Annotated in this window: 21 protein-coding genes; 6 read left to right on the forward strand and 15 right to left on the reverse strand. The window is 40.7% G+C overall.

Features of this window, described 5'->3' with window-relative positions:
- Nucleotides 1-14: 14 nt before the first annotated feature.
- Complete coding sequence (locus AB5935_RS08095; RefSeq protein WP_007831325.1) at nucleotides 15-641, reverse strand: DUF4290 domain-containing protein; 627 nt, start codon at nucleotides 639-641, stop codon at nucleotides 15-17.
- 44 nt (nucleotides 642-685) lie between these two features.
- Nucleotides 686-1,375: a tRNA (adenosine(37)-N6)-threonylcarbamoyltransferase complex dimerization subunit type 1 TsaB gene (gene tsaB, locus AB5935_RS08100; RefSeq protein WP_007842187.1), complete on the reverse strand. Its 690-nt coding sequence runs from the start codon at nucleotides 1,373-1,375 to the stop codon at nucleotides 686-688.
- Between the two features lie 95 nt (nucleotides 1,376-1,470).
- On the opposite strand from tsaB, the gene AB5935_RS08105 reads away from it, so the two are divergent.
- The 4 genes from AB5935_RS08105 to nadD are packed head-to-tail and all read left to right on the forward strand — an operon-like array spanning nucleotide 1,471 to nucleotide 3,703.
- Nucleotides 1,471-2,346, forward strand: a complete 876-nt coding sequence (locus tag AB5935_RS08105; protein WP_007831319.1) for a YicC/YloC family endoribonuclease — start codon at nucleotides 1,471-1,473, stop codon at nucleotides 2,344-2,346.
- Between the two features lie 46 nt (nucleotides 2,347-2,392).
- Nucleotides 2,393-2,962: a guanylate kinase gene (gene gmk, locus AB5935_RS08110; RefSeq protein ID WP_007831318.1), complete on the forward strand. Its 570-nt coding sequence runs from the start codon at nucleotides 2,393-2,395 to the stop codon at nucleotides 2,960-2,962.
- Between the two features lie 4 nt (nucleotides 2,963-2,966).
- Nucleotides 2,967-3,149, forward strand: a complete 183-nt coding sequence (locus AB5935_RS08115; protein ID WP_005839218.1) for a hypothetical protein — start codon at nucleotides 2,967-2,969, stop codon at nucleotides 3,147-3,149.
- Nucleotides 3,131-3,703: a nicotinate (nicotinamide) nucleotide adenylyltransferase gene (gene nadD / locus AB5935_RS08120; RefSeq protein ID WP_007831316.1), complete on the forward strand. Its 573-nt coding sequence runs from the start codon at nucleotides 3,131-3,133 to the stop codon at nucleotides 3,701-3,703. The genes AB5935_RS08115 and nadD overlap by 19 nt, the downstream gene beginning before the upstream one ends.
- An 82-nt stretch (nucleotides 3,704-3,785) precedes the next feature.
- Here nadD and AB5935_RS08125 read toward each other — a convergent pair whose 3' ends face one another.
- Both AB5935_RS08125 and AB5935_RS08130 read right to left on the reverse strand, forming a co-directional pair.
- Nucleotides 3,786-4,256, reverse strand: a complete 471-nt coding sequence (locus AB5935_RS08125; protein WP_007831308.1) for a DUF3836 domain-containing protein — start codon at nucleotides 4,254-4,256, stop codon at nucleotides 3,786-3,788.
- Between the two features lie 227 nt (nucleotides 4,257-4,483).
- Nucleotides 4,484-5,323, reverse strand: a complete 840-nt coding sequence (locus AB5935_RS08130; protein ID WP_007842180.1) for a metallophosphoesterase — start codon at nucleotides 5,321-5,323, stop codon at nucleotides 4,484-4,486.
- Nucleotides 5,324-5,396: 73 nt separating this feature from the next.
- Between AB5935_RS08130 and AB5935_RS08135 the strand changes: the two genes are divergently transcribed.
- Nucleotides 5,397-6,287, forward strand: a complete 891-nt coding sequence (locus AB5935_RS08135) for a 1,4-dihydroxy-2-naphthoate polyprenyltransferase (RefSeq protein WP_007831306.1) — start codon at nucleotides 5,397-5,399, stop codon at nucleotides 6,285-6,287.
- A 3-nt stretch (nucleotides 6,288-6,290) separates the two neighbouring features.
- On the opposite strand, the gene ispF is transcribed toward AB5935_RS08135, so the two are convergent.
- The 3 genes from ispF to AB5935_RS08150 are packed head-to-tail and all read right to left on the reverse strand — an operon-like array spanning nucleotide 6,291 to nucleotide 8,042.
- Nucleotides 6,291-6,773 (reverse strand): 2-C-methyl-D-erythritol 2,4-cyclodiphosphate synthase, encoded by a 483-nt coding sequence (gene ispF / locus AB5935_RS08140; RefSeq protein ID WP_007831305.1) that lies wholly within the window; start codon nucleotides 6,771-6,773, stop codon nucleotides 6,291-6,293.
- Nucleotides 6,770-7,387, reverse strand: coding sequence for a fumarylacetoacetate hydrolase family protein (locus AB5935_RS08145; RefSeq protein ID WP_007831304.1), 618 nt, complete (start codon nucleotides 7,385-7,387; stop codon nucleotides 6,770-6,772). The genes ispF and AB5935_RS08145 overlap by 4 nt, the downstream gene beginning before the upstream one ends.
- A 4-nt stretch (nucleotides 7,388-7,391) precedes the next feature.
- A complete protein-coding gene (locus AB5935_RS08150) occupies nucleotides 7,392-8,042 on the reverse strand; it encodes a redox-sensing transcriptional repressor Rex (RefSeq protein ID WP_007831303.1) in 651 nt (216 codons plus the stop codon).
- 117 nt (nucleotides 8,043-8,159) lie between these two features.
- On the opposite strand from AB5935_RS08150, the gene AB5935_RS08155 reads away from it, so the two are divergent.
- Nucleotides 8,160-8,498 carry a translation initiation factor gene (locus AB5935_RS08155; protein ID WP_007831301.1) on the forward strand — a complete coding sequence of 113 codons (339 nt, stop codon included), beginning with the start codon at nucleotides 8,160-8,162 and terminating at the stop codon, nucleotides 8,496-8,498.
- Nucleotides 8,499-8,555: 57 nt separating this feature from the next.
- Here the strand turns inward: AB5935_RS08155 and tsf are convergent, their stop codons facing one another.
- From tsf to asnS, 8 genes are all read right to left on the reverse strand, one after another.
- Nucleotides 8,556-9,545, reverse strand: a complete 990-nt coding sequence (gene tsf, locus AB5935_RS08160; protein ID WP_038611419.1) for a translation elongation factor Ts — start codon at nucleotides 9,543-9,545, stop codon at nucleotides 8,556-8,558.
- A 132-nt stretch (nucleotides 9,546-9,677) separates the two neighbouring features.
- Nucleotides 9,678-10,517: a 30S ribosomal protein S2 gene (rpsB, locus tag AB5935_RS08165; RefSeq protein ID WP_007831298.1), complete on the reverse strand. Its 840-nt coding sequence runs from the start codon at nucleotides 10,515-10,517 to the stop codon at nucleotides 9,678-9,680.
- A gap of 132 nt (nucleotides 10,518-10,649) precedes the next feature.
- Entirely contained in the window at nucleotides 10,650-11,036 is a 387-nt protein-coding gene (gene rpsI / locus AB5935_RS08170; RefSeq protein ID WP_005839197.1) for a 30S ribosomal protein S9, read from the reverse strand.
- 6 nt (nucleotides 11,037-11,042) lie between these two features.
- Nucleotides 11,043-11,504 carry a 50S ribosomal protein L13 gene (gene rplM, locus AB5935_RS08175; protein WP_005839194.1) on the reverse strand — a complete coding sequence of 154 codons (462 nt, stop codon included), beginning with the start codon at nucleotides 11,502-11,504 and terminating at the stop codon, nucleotides 11,043-11,045.
- Nucleotides 11,505-11,805: 301 nt separating this feature from the next.
- On the reverse strand, nucleotides 11,806-12,051 hold the full coding sequence (locus AB5935_RS08180) for a hypothetical protein (RefSeq protein ID WP_007831293.1): 246 nt from the start codon (nucleotides 12,049-12,051) through the stop codon (nucleotides 11,806-11,808).
- The gene (locus tag AB5935_RS08185; RefSeq protein ID WP_007842172.1) at nucleotides 12,041-12,616 is read right to left on the reverse strand and encodes a zeta toxin family protein; all 576 of its coding nucleotides are present in this window, start codon (nucleotides 12,614-12,616) and stop codon (nucleotides 12,041-12,043) included. Before AB5935_RS08185 ends, AB5935_RS08180 begins: the two co-directional genes overlap by 11 nt.
- Nucleotides 12,617-13,017: 401 nt before the next feature.
- On the reverse strand, nucleotides 13,018-13,512 hold the full coding sequence (locus AB5935_RS08190) for a DUF4488 domain-containing protein (protein ID WP_007831290.1): 495 nt from the start codon (nucleotides 13,510-13,512) through the stop codon (nucleotides 13,018-13,020).
- A 161-nt stretch (nucleotides 13,513-13,673) separates the two neighbouring features.
- On the reverse strand, nucleotides 13,674-15,077 hold the full coding sequence (asnS, locus tag AB5935_RS08195) for an asparagine--tRNA ligase (protein WP_007831288.1): 1,404 nt from the start codon (nucleotides 15,075-15,077) through the stop codon (nucleotides 13,674-13,676).
- Between the last annotated feature and the right edge of the window lie 17 nt (nucleotides 15,078-15,094).

Genomic DNA, 15,094 nt, shown 5'->3' on the forward strand with positions numbered 1-15,094 from the left:
TCATTTTTTAGGAATTAATATTTCTTTCTTTGATTGTTGTTTTGTTGCGGTCTGCGCTGATTGTTATTCTGTTGTGGCCTGCGTGGAACATAAACACGTTGCTGCTCATTCAAATGCAAGTCTTCAGGGGTCAGATTAATCACTCCCTTAGAGTAATCGCGAAGATCATCCAAGATTTTCTGATCCTCCACCCCGTCTTTGTTCCAGTTCAGGAAGCATTTCTTCATGTGGTTTGCAATCAGGCTGATCAGCTGCTTTTTCTCCTCACCTTCCGGATAGTCCACTGCCTTTTTAATCATGTTCTCCAAAATACGTCCATAATGACGATAACGGATTCCATTATGCGGATAAGGCAACATATCGGGTTTCACCTCCAGGCTTTCTTTCTTCACAATTTCATACGGATAATCAATATCCAGCTTAAAATCGGCCATAATAGCCAAATGATCCCATAATTTATGTTTGAAATCGGGCACATCCCGCAAATGCGGAAACATACCGCCCATAATGTTGATAATCGTGTTCGCACAACGTTGGCGCTCAGCTCTGTCCTCGATGGTCAAGGCGTGATCTACCATGTTCTGCACACTTCTGCCATATTCAGGAAGGGGTAAAGTTCGTTGTTGAGTATTATACTCCATATATTTAAAATTTATGATTTATGCACTAATTTGTTCATCGGCTGTTACAAAAGCTTTTTGGGTTTGGAAGCTACAAACTCTTTCAAATAGAAAGGCTCAAAATAAGCCACATCCTTAAAGTTCTGTCTTACCATTTCCTTTTCTGCCAATGGAAACATCCATTTACCTAACGGACGGATGTCATCAATAAAATGAGCATTGGGATGAGTAATCTGCCCACGGCATTTAGCTGCACCGTTACCCAAAAAATAGACCGGATGTTCATTCAGAAACTCCAAATAGGAATGCTCATCAACAATATCGGCAGCTATTTCCCTTTTTACGCTCAATGCGCGGTCATAAACAGCTGCATAGACTTCCATGCGACGTGCATCTATCATAGGACAGAGCAAGGCATCCTCAGGCAAATCGTGATGTAACAACACCGGCACACACAATACCTCCAATGTCGGCAGACCGATAAGTGGCAAATTACGTCCATAGCAAATACCCTTCGCCATAGAGACACCAATACGCAACCCTGTGTACGAGCCGGGCCCGCAACTCACAGCCACTGCATCCAACGGCATACCATGACTGTCGACAAACGACAAAGCCTCATCTACAAATACGCCCAGCTGCACGGCGTGTGAAGGTCCTTTCAAATCCTCTTTGGAGAACACCGCCAATCCATCCTCACTGACGGCAACAGAGCAGGCCTCTGTTGAAGTTTCAATATGCAAAATACACGACATAATGCTCTACTTATATAATATAATCTGCAAATATACACTTTTATTTATACTTCATTTCCATAAAAAGATTACTTTTGCAAAAAAACATATTAGTTATGATACAGTCAATGACCGGATACGGTAAAGCAACCGCTATATTCGGAGAAAAAAAAATTAACGTAGAGATCAAGTCTTTAAATAGTAAAGCAATGGACTTGTCTACACGGATCGCTCCTTTATACCGTGAAAAAGAAATGGAAATCCGCAATATGATTTCCAAATCATTGGAACGCGGTAAAGTTGATTTCAGCCTGTGGATAGAGAAAGACGTTTCGGATACAGCCACTCCCATTAACGCCGCCCTTGTAGAAAACTACTACAATCAGATAAAATCTATTTCCGAAATGACCCATATACCAATGCCCGAAGATTGGTTTGCAACCCTTCTACGAATGCCCGACGTACTAACCAAGGCCGATGTACAAGAACTTTCGGAAGAAGAATGGGAGGTAGTCCGCCAGGTAGTGGAAGAGGCTATCAACCATTTGGTAGATTTTCGCAAACAGGAAGGAACCGCTTTGGAAAAGAAATTCAACGAAAAGATTGATAACATCGAGAGTTTGTTAAAGTCCATCGAGCCCTACGAAACAGAACGTGTAGCCAAGATACGTGAACGCATTACAGATGCTTTGGAAAAGACCATCAGTGTGGATTATGATAAAAACCGCTTGGAACAAGAATTGATTTATTACATTGAAAAATTAGATATTAACGAAGAAAAACAACGACTGAGCAATCACTTGAGATATTTCCGTGAAACCATGGCAGGCGGTCATGGGCAAGGGAAAAAACTTGGTTTCATAGCACAGGAGATGGGACGCGAAATCAATACGACCGGCAGCAAATCCAATCATGCCGAGATGCAAAACATCGTAGTGCAGATGAAGGACGAACTGGAACAAATCAAAGAACAGGTATTAAATGTAATGTAACCGGTTCATATACCGGACCCCATTCTCATAAGCAAAGAATCAAGATATGGCAACAGGAAAACTTATCATTTTTTCAGCCCCCTCAGGTTCGGGCAAATCAACCATTATCAACTATCTGCTGACACAAAACCTGAACCTGTCTTTCTCTATTTCTGCCACCAGCCGCCCTCCTCGCGGAAAAGAACGGCATGGTGTGGAATATTTCTTCCTATCTCCTGAGGAATTCAAACAACGCATTGCCAATGATGAATTTCTGGAATACGAAGAAGTATACGAAAACCGTTTCTACGGAACCTTGAAAGCACAAGTGGAAAAACAATTGGAAGCCGGACAAAATGTGATTTTTGACGTAGATGTAGTAGGCGGATGTAATATCAAAAAATATTATGGCAGCCGCGCATTGTCTGTTTTCATTCAACCACCCAGTGTAAAAGAACTCCGTAAACGCCTGAAAGGCCGTGGTACTGATGCCCCCGAAGTAATTGAAAGCCGAATCGCAAAAGCAGAATTTGAATTGGGGTTCGCCGATAAATTCGACACCGTGATAGTAAATGACGATTTGGAGAAAGCAAAAGCGGAAGCACTGAAAGTTATTAAAAATTTTATTGAAAAATAAGACGATGATCAAAGATCCGAAAAAACTGGCCCAAAGAATGTCGATACTTTGTATCCTCATTGGTTTTATAGCTTTGGCTGTGGGCATCATTGCAATGGCAATGGAGCAATACATTATTGCCATAGCAATGGGTATTGTCACTGTGGGACAAGTATGGAATTACAATAAATGGAAAAGAGTAAGATAAAGACTGGTATTTTCGGCGGCTCATTCAATCCTATTCACATTGGTCATCTGGCACTTGCTAATTATTTATGTGAATATAATGGATTGGATGAAATATGGTTTCTCGTCTCTCCTCACAATCCATTAAAGCAACAAACGGATTTATGGGATGATAATCTGCGATTGGAACTGGTAAAACTGGCCATTGTGGATTATCCCAAATTCCGAGCTTCCGATTTCGAGTTCTACCTTCCTCGTCCTTCCTATACTATACACACATTGGACGCTTTACACAAAGCCTATCCCAACCGAGAATTTACTCTTATCATTGGGGCGGACAACTGGCTTCTATTCCCCCGTTGGTACAAAGCAAAGGAGATTTTAAAGAATCATCATGTAATGATCTATCCCCGTCCGAATTTCACTATTGATCCAACAACTCTTCCTCCTTCCGTGCAATTAGCAGATACTCCGTTATTGGAAATCAGTTCTACTTTTATCAGACAGGCACTAGCGGAAGGACGAGATATACGATATTTCCTACATCCGGCAGTATATGAACGGCTAAAAAAATAAAAATCCCCGGGAGGACACAATCCAAATTTCCCGGGGAAAAACACATCAATTATTTAATCTAAAATTCAAAGGACGCACTCCATTAACGCTTTGCCAGCAGTACTTCATTATTTATTAATCCGTCCAACTCCCAGCCTGTCGCATCTTTTTTATATGAGTGCCACGTCAAAAACTTCCCAGCTTCATCTAACGTATATACATATTTCTGCGTAGGGATAAACGCTTTTTTATTCTTGTTCCACAAAGAATAATCAATATGCGCTTCTGTGTCTGTGTACGTAACTTCCATACAATAATAATTTATCCAAGTCGTGCCATTCCATTTCATACTTTTCTTCTCTATAATTTGTCCCTTATCGTTGTATCTGAACTCAAAACGATACTCCGGAGTAAGGAAAGTACCCTCTTGTTCATAAACGACCTTAGCCGACACCCGACCATTTTCCACCTCTTCATTTGTAATTTTCACAGGCTCGACTGCATTCAGCGTTAATACACTTGTCATTGCAAAAAGAACTGCCATCATGGCTTTAGTGATCATTGTAGTTTTCATAATGTCTTATTTTTAATGTTTATAATTCGGGTTTATTTGTGTCTCTATTTATAAGACGCAAATGACTCTAAAAACGTTGCAACATGATCCGTTTTTTTTCTTGAGCCGCTTCACTTTATAAAGTGCAAAGCACATGCCACGAAATTAATCCACTAAGTATCAATAAGTAAACATAAAAAAGGGTGTCCGATTATGGACACCCTGTACGTTATTAACGGACAAACAGTCTATTCTTTCTGCTTTTCAACACGATGCAAGACTACCAGAACAACTTCGCTGGGAGTAAATAAGCGGACGTCAACGCGCGAAGTACCCAATCCATTGGTAATAATAATCGGAGTACCTTTACTATTCTCTTTCCAACCAGTCAAAAAACGGTTTCCATAAATGGAGTGCTTTACCGGAGAATATTTTTTAAACAAGCTCACCTGCCCGCCATGAGTATGCCCCGCTAACACCAAATTGGCATTCGATACATCTGTATCTTCTGCATAGTCGGGAGTATGCGTGAGCAATATAATAAAATCATCCGCTGGAAAATGCTGGGATGGAGAGTCACCATTCCTTTTTAAATCAAACGGATTGCGTACACCGCTTACTATAATATGCTGACCATCTTTCATCAACTTATAGCTTTTATGTTCCATCAACCGCACATGATTCTTTTGCATGGCCTCCACCACTTCGGAATAGCAATAACCATAATCATGATTCCCCATCACAGCAAATGTTCCGTAAGGTGTATAAACTCTGCTCAAGGCGGTGAACAAAGTGTCTAGATTTCCACCTTTCTTGCTACGATAATCTCCACCCAACAACAGAACATCGGCATGCATTGATTTTAATGCTCGTACCGCACTGTTCAATTCACTCCTCTTAAAACGACTCTCATAATGAAAATCCGAAGCAAATCCTATCCGAAAACCATCAAAAGCGGGTGGAATATCATAACTATAAAAATCATATTGCTTCACACGTCCTACTCCCGGAAACTCGGACAAAGTAGCTGTGGCGCAAGAAGACAAAAAAATAACCGCTAAAAGTAAAAAAAGAAACTGTTTCTTCATAATCCTTTCTATTTGGAGACAAAGATACAGAATTAATTGTTTTATCTTTGCACAACCTTAATTATAAATAGAAATGGAAATTGTTCAAGTTAACTCAATAAAAGCATGGCTTCTAGCCGCCCGTCCTAAAACATTGGCAGGAGCCGCCACTCCGGTTTTACTGGGATGTGCCTTGGCCTATGCAGACAGCTGCTTCCAAATGACACCAGCATTGCTTTGCTTTCTCTTCGCTTTTCTGATGCAGATAGATGCCAACTTCATTAATGATTACTTTGATTATCTGAAAGGCAGTGACCGTGAAGACCGCTTGGGTCCTGAACGTGCCTGCGCACAAGGATGGATCACACTGAACGCCATGAGGAAAGGAATCGCCCTGACCACAGCGACAGCTTGTTTAGCAGGGTTATGCCTATTAGCTTATGGAGGGATTGAAATGATTCCAGTGGGAATTTTATGTATTTTATTCGCTTTTCTTTATACAGCAGGACCTTATCCGCTAGCTTATCACGGATGGGGAGACATACTTGTCATTGTCTTTTTCGGGTTTGTACCGGTAGGCTGCACTTACTATGTGATGTGTCGTAGCTGGACTTGGAATGTAACACTCGCCTCTCTAGCTTGCGGACTGATTATAGATACCTTGTTGATGGTGAATAATTACCGTGACCGCGATCAAGATGCAAAAAGCGGAAAGAAAACAATCGTAGTACGCTGGGGAGCCAATGCAGGGCAACAATTATACCTATTTTTGGGATTGGCTGCCGCATGGCTTTGTTTATTGTTTATTCCGACCGGACACATTTGGGCTGCATTATTACCCCAACTTTATCTGTTACCTCACTTCATGGCATGGCAAAGAATGGTAAAAATCAAAAAGGGAAAAGAATTAAACAGCATATTGGGAGAAACCTCCCGTAATATGCTACTATTCGGAGTATTACTAGCATTCGGCCTTATTCTATAAAAATCATTCCGCTTTCTCTATTAATACAGTGGCGTAAGCAGAAATACCTTCCTCCCTGCCCGTGAATCCCAGCTTCTCTGTAGTGGTAGCCTTTACGGAAACATCATCCACATCAATCCTCATCAAATGAGCAAGCACCAACTGCATTTCCGGAATCCGCGCTTTCAATTTAGGACGTTCAGCGCAAATCGTTGCGTCCACGTTACCTACTTTATACCCTTTTGCAGCAATCAGGTCCACCGTTTCAGCCAATAAAATCTTGCTATCAATATTCTTGAATTCGCCTGCAGTATCAGGAAAATGATAACCTATATCACGCATATTGGCCGCTCCCAGCAAAGCGTCACAAATAGCATGAATCAACACATCGGCATCCGAGTGTCCCAATAGCCCCAATTCATGTTCAAATTTTATTCCTCCAAGCCATAATTCACGACCGCTTACCAGTTGGTGCACATCAAATCCAAATCCTACTCTTATTTTCATCTTACATAAAAATCTAATAATTTTTCACCTTCCAAATACCCCTGCAAATGCTGTCCTATACTGACTGGCCCTACTCCCACGGGAGTCCCTGTATAAAGCAAATCCCCAATCTTTAATGTAAAAAACCGGCTAACGTATGCGATTATCTCATCCACCTTAAACAACATATCTGCAGTGTTACCTCTCTGCACCGTTTTTCCATCTATATCCAAATGAAAGTTCAAATTCTGTATATCCTTAAATCTGTCTACCGACACAAAATCACCTATGGCAGCCGAGCTATCAAACCCTTTACACAGCTCCCAAGGCTTACCTTCCTCCCGAAACTGCCGCTGAAGGTCACGTGCCGTAAAATCTATTCCTACCGTCACCGCATCATAATACCGACTGGCAAAACGCGGAGCAATATTCTTTCCCAAACGATTAATACGTACTACCAATTCTGTCTCATAATCCACCTGCTGAGAAAAATCAGGAATAAAAAACGGCTTGCTGTCTTTCAGCAGAGCCGAATCCGGTTTCATAAAAATAACCGGTTCTTCCGGCAAATTCTCATCAGCATGCAACTCGTGGCAATGTGCAACGTAGTTCATTCCTACGGCTATAATCTTCATGTTATTATTCTTGAATTACATTTAATCTGTTAAACATTACAGCCAGATGGGCATAAAGTGATGTATTCTGCACCACAATATTTTCCGGTACACGAATACGGAACGGTGTAAAGTTCCAAACTGCCTTAATGCCACCCGCTATCATCTTATCTGTTATCTCCTGTGCTATATTAATAGGCACAGTCAACACCCCGATATTGACATCACAGGATTTCATTTTTACCTCAAATTCATCCGAATGATAAATAGGAATTCCATTTATTTCCTTTCCCACCAGTTCGGGGTTAATATCAAACGCACCTACTATCTCTAATCCAAAATGATGCAGGCCCGAGTCGCGCAACAAAGCACCTCCCAAACTACCAACACCAAACAAAAAAGCTTTATGCATCTTGGTAAATCCCAAGAAACGCTCCAGCACCTCTATCAACGCATCAATCTCATATCCCACACGTGTACGGCCGGATATATTTACATAAGAAAGATCTTTCGCTATTTGGGAAGCATCCACATTGATTTGCTTGGATATTTGGGTAGAAGACACGTACGTTTCTCCCTGTTCTTTCATCAGTTTCACATTCGAAAGATACCACGGAAGTCTGCGCAAAGTCGGCTCAGGCACTTTATCCGAGAATTTATGCATACGTATATCCATCTTTTTCTTTAGGTATTATCATTAGGTAATTTGCAAAAGTACACTTTTATTTGTTACATTGACGGATAGAGTATAAAAAAAGTCTTATCTTTGAGTATTCATTTAAGCAAAATTCACATGAAAAATAACGATTGGAAAGAACGTCTGAATGTGGTTTATTCCACAAATCCTGATTTTAAGTATGAAAACGTTGAAAAGGAAGAGACTAAAACATTAGATAAAAAACAACAAAAGCTCCGTGTCAATATAGAAAAAAAAGGACGGAGTGGCAAAACCGTGACATTAATCAACGGGTTCATCGGAACAGAAAATGACCTGAAAGAGTTGGGTAGATTATTGAAAAGCAAATGTGGGGTAGGCGGTTCAGCAAAAGACGGGGAGATCCTTATTCAAGGAGAGTTCAAGCAACGGGTCATCGAGTTGTTGAAAGCTGAAGGATATACCCAGACCAAATAGCCGGAAAAAAGAAAGGGACTGTTGTCACACAGTCCCCCTTCTATAATTGCGGAAATCTTATTCAGCACGTAAAGTGAAACGTTTGAAAGCAACGATCTGCAATTCAGGATCAGCTTCCTTCAACACTTCTCTTACAGTCTTCTTACCATCCATGATATCCTCTTGGTTCAGCAAGCAAACTTCCTTCAAGAACTTGCCCAGACGACCTTTAGCAATGTTTTCAATCATCTGTTGTGGCAAGTTAGCAGCTTTTTCAACAGAAACAGTAGCAATGATTTCTTTAGCTTTGGCAATATCTTCGTCAGTGATCCAGCCCTTAGCCTTGTTACTTTCCATATGTTCTTCGCTGTCTACGTGTGCAGGGTTGATACCAGCCTTCTTCAAGGCAACTTCAACAGCCTTGTCTACTTGTTCTTTCTTAGTCTTGTCAATAGCTACCTGTATTTCAGCTTCTTTTACAGATTCAGGAACACCGGCTTCATCAATTGCAATAGGATTCATAGCAGCAATCTGCATAGCAACTCCGTGAGCGGCAGCTTCAGCTTCTTTATTCATTGCAACAATAGTACAAAGCTGGTTATTTCCCTGGTGGTTATAAATAGAAGTATAAGCACCTTCAACCACATTGTAACCATCCAATTCCATTTTTTCACCAGTGATACCACTACGGTCTGTTACTGCATCTTGTACAGTACCGTTACCCATAGGCAAAGCCTTTACTTCTTCCAAAGTCTTACATCTGTTGGCAACAGCAGCATCCAGAATAGCTTGAGTCAAAGCTATGAAATCAGCGTTTTTAGCAACGAAGTCGGTTTCGCATTTCAAAGCGATGATAGCAGCAAATTCGCCATCCTTTTTTGCCAGCACACAACCTTCAGATGCTTCACGGTCAGAACGTTTTGCAGCAACAGCCTGTCCTTTTTTACGAATAATTTCCATCGCTTTATCGATATCGCCGTTTGCTTCAGTCAAGGCGTTCTTGCAATCCATCATACCAGCTCCACTAATCTTACGAAGCTTGGTTATTTCAGCCATAGTTACAGCCATAATATTCCTTTATTTTTTAATTGTTAGTAATATCTTTAAAACAGAATTGAGAATTGAAAATTGAGAATTGAGAATTAACAGCATAATCTGCCCCTTTCCCAATTTTCAATTCTCAACTCTCAATTTATACTATTAAGCTTCTTCGTCTTCTTTCAAGAAAGCGGCAGCCTTAGCAGCATTGATAGCTTCTTCTTCGGCTTTATCCATACGAGCCTTGGTATTTTTCTTCTTACCAGCACCCTTAGGAGCATTTTCACCGGCAGCTTCCATATCTACTTTTTCAGCTTTTCTTTCTTCCAAACCTTCAGCGATAGCACCACAACAAGCATCCAAGATCACTTCTACAGACTTAGTAGCATCATCGTTTGCAGGAATCACGAAGTCTACGTTTGAAGGATCTGAATTTGTATCAACGATAGCAAATACAGGGATACCCAAGCGGTTAGCTTCACGAACTGCAATGTTTTCTTTCAACACATCGACAACGAACAGTGCTGACGGCAAACGAGTCAAATCAGCGATAGAACCTAAGTTCTTTTCCAATTTAGCACGCTGACGAGAAATTTGCAGGACTTCTCTCTTAGAAAGGTTTGAATAAGTACCATCGTTGGTCAACTTATCGATAGTAGCCATTTTCTTCACAGCCTTACGGATAGTCGGGAAGTTAGTCAACATACCACCCGGCCAACGCTCTATTACATAAGGCATATTTACAGAAGCAGCTTTCTCAGCTACTACTTGTTTAGCTTGTTTCTTAGTAGCAACAAACAGGACTTTCTTACCTGATTTTGCGATTTGTTTCAGTGCATCAGCAGCTTCATCTACTTTAGCAACTGTTTTATGGAGGTCAATGATATGGATACCATTGCGTTCCATGAAAATATAAGGAGCCATTGAGGGATTCCACTTTCTCTTAAGGTGTCCGAAGTGGCAACCGGCTTCCAATAATGTATCGAAATTAGTTCTAGACATTTTGTTATTCTTTAAATCGTTTACTTTCTTTTTTGTTTATCTCAACCAACCATCGGGTAGTCCGCTACCAAGTAGAGTCCCGCTGGTTTAGATACTAAACGCTTCTTAACCAGTTCCAAGTAAAACCGGATATTAACGTTTACTGAACTGGAATCTACGACGTGCTTTGGGCTGACCCGGTTTCTTACGTTCTACAGAACGAGAGTCACGTGTCATGAAGCCTTCTGAACGAAGAGCCGTTTTATCTTCAGGGTTGATTTTAACCAGCGCACGAGCGATAGCCAGACGCAAAGCCTGTGACTGTCCTGTAAAACCACCACCGTAAAGATTTACTTTGATATCATATTTTTCAGCAGCCTCTAGCTTGTTCAAAGGCTGTTTTACTACATACTGAAGAATAGTTGATGGAAAGTACTGTGCAAGGTCTCTCTTGTTAATAGTAATCTTTCCTGTACCTTCGCTTACGAACACGCGTGCTACGGCGCGTTTACGTCTGCCTAATGCATTTACTACTTCCATTCTTTATTATTTAAGTGAGTTTATATCAATTGATTTCGGAGTCTGAGCCTCATGTTTGTGTTCACTACCAGCGTAAACATACAAATTGCCCAGCAACTGTGCTCCCAGACGATTTTTAGGAAGCATACCCTTTACTACTCTCTTCAACAGTTTTTCTTCACCGTTAGGTTTCTTCATCAACTGAGCAGGAGTCATTTCTCTCTGACCACCGGGATAACCTGTATAGCGCAAGTAAACCTTGTCGTTCCACTTGTTTCCGGTAAATTTCACTTTGTCTGCATTAATGATAATAACATTATCACCGCAGTCAGCATGAGGGGTAAAGTCTGGTTTGTACTTTCCTCTCAACAGTTTCGCAACTTTCGAACCGAGACGGCCTACGACCTGATCGGTTGCGTCGACAACAACCCATTCTTTATGAGCTGTTTCTTTGTTTGCAGAAATGGTCTTGTAACTTAAAGTATCCACTCTTAAATTCTTTTTTAAATGTTAACTACTAAAAAACAATTCTTCTCAGCGTTTCTAACCGTTCCCGGACAAAGAACTATTAACACGCTAAGAATTAATCCTTTATAAACTTTTGATAATAATCGGCTTGCAAAGGTACGGCTTTTCTTTGAACTGACAAATAAATTAAGATATTTTTTCCTCTTGCTATTCGCATACAAAAGGCTGATATAACCACATCTAGGCTTTGAATAACGGACTAAAAAACATAGGGAAGAGATTTTGATTCTTCCCTATACATATACAGTTATTCATTCTATTTTCAACGATTCCAGCCACTCTCCATCTCAGAGCAAGTACACACAGCCACAGATGCCGCATTGTTTCCACTGGACTGACGAAGCTTTAAAAGTTCAGTTGCTGAGATCCGGACTACTTTTCCATCGGGACGACCATAACACAATGTCCCTTCGCGCCGTGCAGTTTCCTCTATCAACCGCTGTTCCGCTAGTTCTAAACCATAACGCAACTTCGCACTTAATTCCTTATATTCTTCTTCAGTTGACATAACTTCTGATTTTAGTAAAAAGTTCTTGATTATAGATATGGGCCTCATCTCCCAAACGGAAGGCGTCCGCCACAATAACACGCGGTGTGCAGCTATTGTCCGCAAGCATCCAATAATCCACGCAAGGCATATAAATACGGAAAAAGTTTTCCAACCCCGAACGATAACGACGACGGATAATGGGAGCAGGCACATCATGCCCTCCATTGGCAACACGCTGTTTCACTCGCTCTATAGCCAATTCAGGCGAATTCAGCCAAAAATAAATAAGGCTGACACTATATCCTTGATTTTGTGCCTGCTGGATAAGATTGATATAAGAACGGGTGGACAATGTGGTTTCAACAGAAAAGCTGACTCCGGCCGACAGTAACTCTCCGATACGTTTCAGCATCAGTCGCCCGGCTTCGATAGCCACACTTGAGGGGTTAAAAGGAGAAAGTCCCTTAGCGATTTCATCGGCATTGACAAATTCGCGGCACTCTAAAATTTCGGGTAATACCGTGTACGAAGCGGTCGTTTTACCGGCTCCGTTACACCCCGCTATTATATAAAGTTTAGACATTAATCTCCTTTTCTATTTCTGTTATTGGCGACAAAGTTAACGATTATTTCCAATCTTTGTTCTTGAAAAGGCATAAAAGTGATGAAGAATAGCACATTTTTTGAAATTCTGTGCAAATTAAGAAGAGATTACAGGAGTTTTACCTTATATTTAAGCAACCTGCAAACAGGTAGCAGTTACTCATTACATCATTTTATTGAAGAAAATTAGTACATAAGCATCTTTCATTTAAGTATCCAAACAAGTAATCATATAAATAGGACACATATCCCACCATAATAGCAAGTACACTTGTTTCGTCAGACAAATATCATGTATAAAATAAATAGGGCCACACTTTCAAAAAATGAAAGCGTAGCCCGAAAAATGACTATTCTTTGTTTATAAACAAAGATTCAAACTTATCTGACCAAATCCTTTGGATAAACAGGAGGCATTTTCACTCGTTTCCAAGTTTCATAATACCAGGAATTGATTTCATTTCCATCCTTATCCGTTTTCACAAAAAACTTCAGCACCATGACATCTCCCCCCTTCATCTCAAATTCCAAAATATTATCCACACCTACCAATTGTGGAAGATGCAAGTTTTTCTCCACATGCTCTGTATAAGCATTAGGAGCAGTCTGCCGATAGGTACCGGAACCAATAATAATAGCTCCATGATTAGGAATCATGGTCATATTGGTAAACTTGCCGTCATCAGACAAAATTTTAAAAGAATTACTTGGTTTCAACTCACCCGGTACCTGAGGAGTCCCTGATACATAAAAGCACATCTGCCAAATTCCTTTCAAGTTGACAGGGGTTACATCCGATTTTTCCTGTCCCACTACACGCGAAGTACCGATAAGCAAGAATGCTATCATCAGTAGGAATAATTTTTTCCGTTTCATAGTTGTATATATTTAGTTAACAAATTGCGTAATGTGGATATACAAAATTAGAATTTTTTTTCAAACTTCCTGCTTTTTAAATAACTTTTTTACAGTTAAATACAAAAAAAATCCTGCTCTATGTTATAGGGCAGGATTTTTTGAATTATTATTTCCAACAATTAGAATTCAGCATTACGCGGAGTACGTGGGAAAGGTATCACATCACGAATATTGGTCATACCGGTAACAAACAGCAACAGCCGCTCAAAACCAAGTCCAAAACCAGAATGAGGACATGAACCAAACTTACGGGTATCCAGATACCACCACATATCCTTCATCGGAATTTCCAATTCCTGGATACGGGTCATCAGTTTGTCATAATCAGCCTCACGTTCAGAACCACCTATTATCTCGCCAATCTTCGGAAATAAGACATCCATTGCACGGACAGTCTTGCCATCCTCATTCTGCTTCATATAGAATGCCTTGATTTCTTTCGGATAATCTGTCAGGATTACAGGACGTTTAAAGTGCTCTTCCACCAAATAACGTTCGTGTTCAGAGGCTAAGTCTACTCCCCAATATACCGGGAATTCAAATTTATGACCTTTTGCTACAGCTTCCTCCAGTATCTTGATACCTTCCGTATAAGGCAGACGGACAAATTCCTCCTTCAGCACGCCCTGCAAACGTTCTATCAATCCCTTATCGAACATGTCGTTCAAAAACTTCACATCATCATAGCAGTTGTCAAGCGCCCACTGTACACAATATTTAATAAAGTCTTCGGCCAAATCCATATTATCAGTAATATCATTGAACGCAACCTCAGGTTCAATCATCCAAAACTCAGCCAAGTGACGCGGCGTATTAGAATTCTCCGCACGGAATGTAGGACCAAATGTATAAATAGCCCCCAAAGCAGTAGCAGCCAATTCACCTTCCAACTGTCCAGATACCGTCAAACTGGCTTGTTTGCCAAAGAAATCATCATCATAAATAATCGCTCCGTTTTCATCCTTCTTCAAATCATAAAGGTTCTTGGTAGTAACTTGGAACATCTGTCCCGCACCTTCACAATCAGACGCTGTGATAATAGGTGTATGAAAATAGAAAAAACCACGTTCATGGAAGAACTTATGGATAGCGATAGCCATGTTGTGGCGGATGCGGAATACAGCTCCAAATGTATTGGTACGGGGACGCAAGTGAGCGATCTCACGAAGAAACTCCATCGTATGACCTTTCTTCTGTAACGGATAAGTGTTATCACAAGTACCTAATACTTCGATTCCACGCGCTTGAACTTCGGCTGCCTGACCAGAGCCAATGGATTCGGTCAACTCACCGTTCACACTGATACATGCACCGGTGGTGATCTGCTTCAACATTTCTTCGTCAAAGTTTGCCAAATCAACAACAATCTGCACATTATTTATTGTAGAACCGTCATTCAGGGCGATAAAATTTACCTGTTTGCTACCGCGGCGGGTACGAACCCAACCTTTTACATTGACCATCGCACCAAAATCACGGCACTTCAGCAGGTCAACAATCTTTGTTCTACTAATTTTTTCCATTGTTTTGTCTCTTTATT

Source organism: Phocaeicola sp. RTP21198st1_B8_RTP21198_201120 (assembly GCF_040929485.1).
Taxonomy (GTDB): Bacteria; Bacteroidota; Bacteroidia; order Bacteroidales; family Bacteroidaceae; genus Phocaeicola; species Phocaeicola dorei.

Coding starts and splice junctions, on each gene's coding strand:
- AB5935_RS08190 (WP_007831290.1), bottom strand. CDS start 13,512: ATGAAACGGAAAAAATTATTCCTACTGATGATAGCATTCTTGCTTATC.
- tsf (WP_038611419.1), bottom strand. CDS start 9,545: ATGGCTGTAACTATGGCTGAAATAACCAAGCTTCGTAAGATTAGTGGA.
- AB5935_RS08105 (WP_007831319.1), top strand. CDS start 1,471: ATGATACAGTCAATGACCGGATACGGTAAAGCAACCGCTATATTCGGA.
- nadD (WP_007831316.1), top strand. CDS start 3,131: ATGGAAAAGAGTAAGATAAAGACTGGTATTTTCGGCGGCTCATTCAAT.
- AB5935_RS08095 (WP_007831325.1), bottom strand. CDS start 641: ATGGAGTATAATACTCAACAACGAACTTTACCCCTTCCTGAATATGGC.
- AB5935_RS08155 (WP_007831301.1), top strand. CDS start 8,160: ATGAAAAATAACGATTGGAAAGAACGTCTGAATGTGGTTTATTCCACA.
- ispF (WP_007831305.1), bottom strand. CDS start 6,773: ATGAAAATAAGAGTAGGATTTGGATTTGATGTGCACCAACTGGTAAGC.
- AB5935_RS08115 (WP_005839218.1), top strand. CDS start 2,967: ATGATCAAAGATCCGAAAAAACTGGCCCAAAGAATGTCGATACTTTGT.
- AB5935_RS08185 (WP_007842172.1), bottom strand. CDS start 12,616: ATGTCTAAACTTTATATAATAGCGGGGTGTAACGGAGCCGGTAAAACG.
- AB5935_RS08135 (WP_007831306.1), top strand. CDS start 5,397: ATGGAAATTGTTCAAGTTAACTCAATAAAAGCATGGCTTCTAGCCGCC.
- AB5935_RS08145 (WP_007831304.1), bottom strand. CDS start 7,387: ATGAAGATTATAGCCGTAGGAATGAACTACGTTGCACATTGCCACGAG.
- AB5935_RS08125 (WP_007831308.1), bottom strand. CDS start 4,256: ATGAAAACTACAATGATCACTAAAGCCATGATGGCAGTTCTTTTTGCA.
- rpsB (WP_007831298.1), bottom strand. CDS start 10,517: ATGTCTAGAACTAATTTCGATACATTATTGGAAGCCGGTTGCCACTTC.
- rpsI (WP_005839197.1), bottom strand. CDS start 11,036: ATGGAAGTAGTAAATGCATTAGGCAGACGTAAACGCGCCGTAGCACGC.
- tsaB (WP_007842187.1), bottom strand. CDS start 1,375: ATGTCGTGTATTTTGCATATTGAAACTTCAACAGAGGCCTGCTCTGTT.
- AB5935_RS08130 (WP_007842180.1), bottom strand. CDS start 5,323: ATGAAGAAACAGTTTCTTTTTTTACTTTTAGCGGTTATTTTTTTGTCT.
- gmk (WP_007831318.1), top strand. CDS start 2,393: ATGGCAACAGGAAAACTTATCATTTTTTCAGCCCCCTCAGGTTCGGGC.
- asnS (WP_007831288.1), bottom strand. CDS start 15,077: ATGGAAAAAATTAGTAGAACAAAGATTGTTGACCTGCTGAAGTGCCGT.
- AB5935_RS08150 (WP_007831303.1), bottom strand. CDS start 8,042: ATGGATATACGTATGCATAAATTCTCGGATAAAGTGCCTGAGCCGACT.
- AB5935_RS08180 (WP_007831293.1), bottom strand. CDS start 12,051: ATGTCAACTGAAGAAGAATATAAGGAATTAAGTGCGAAGTTGCGTTAT.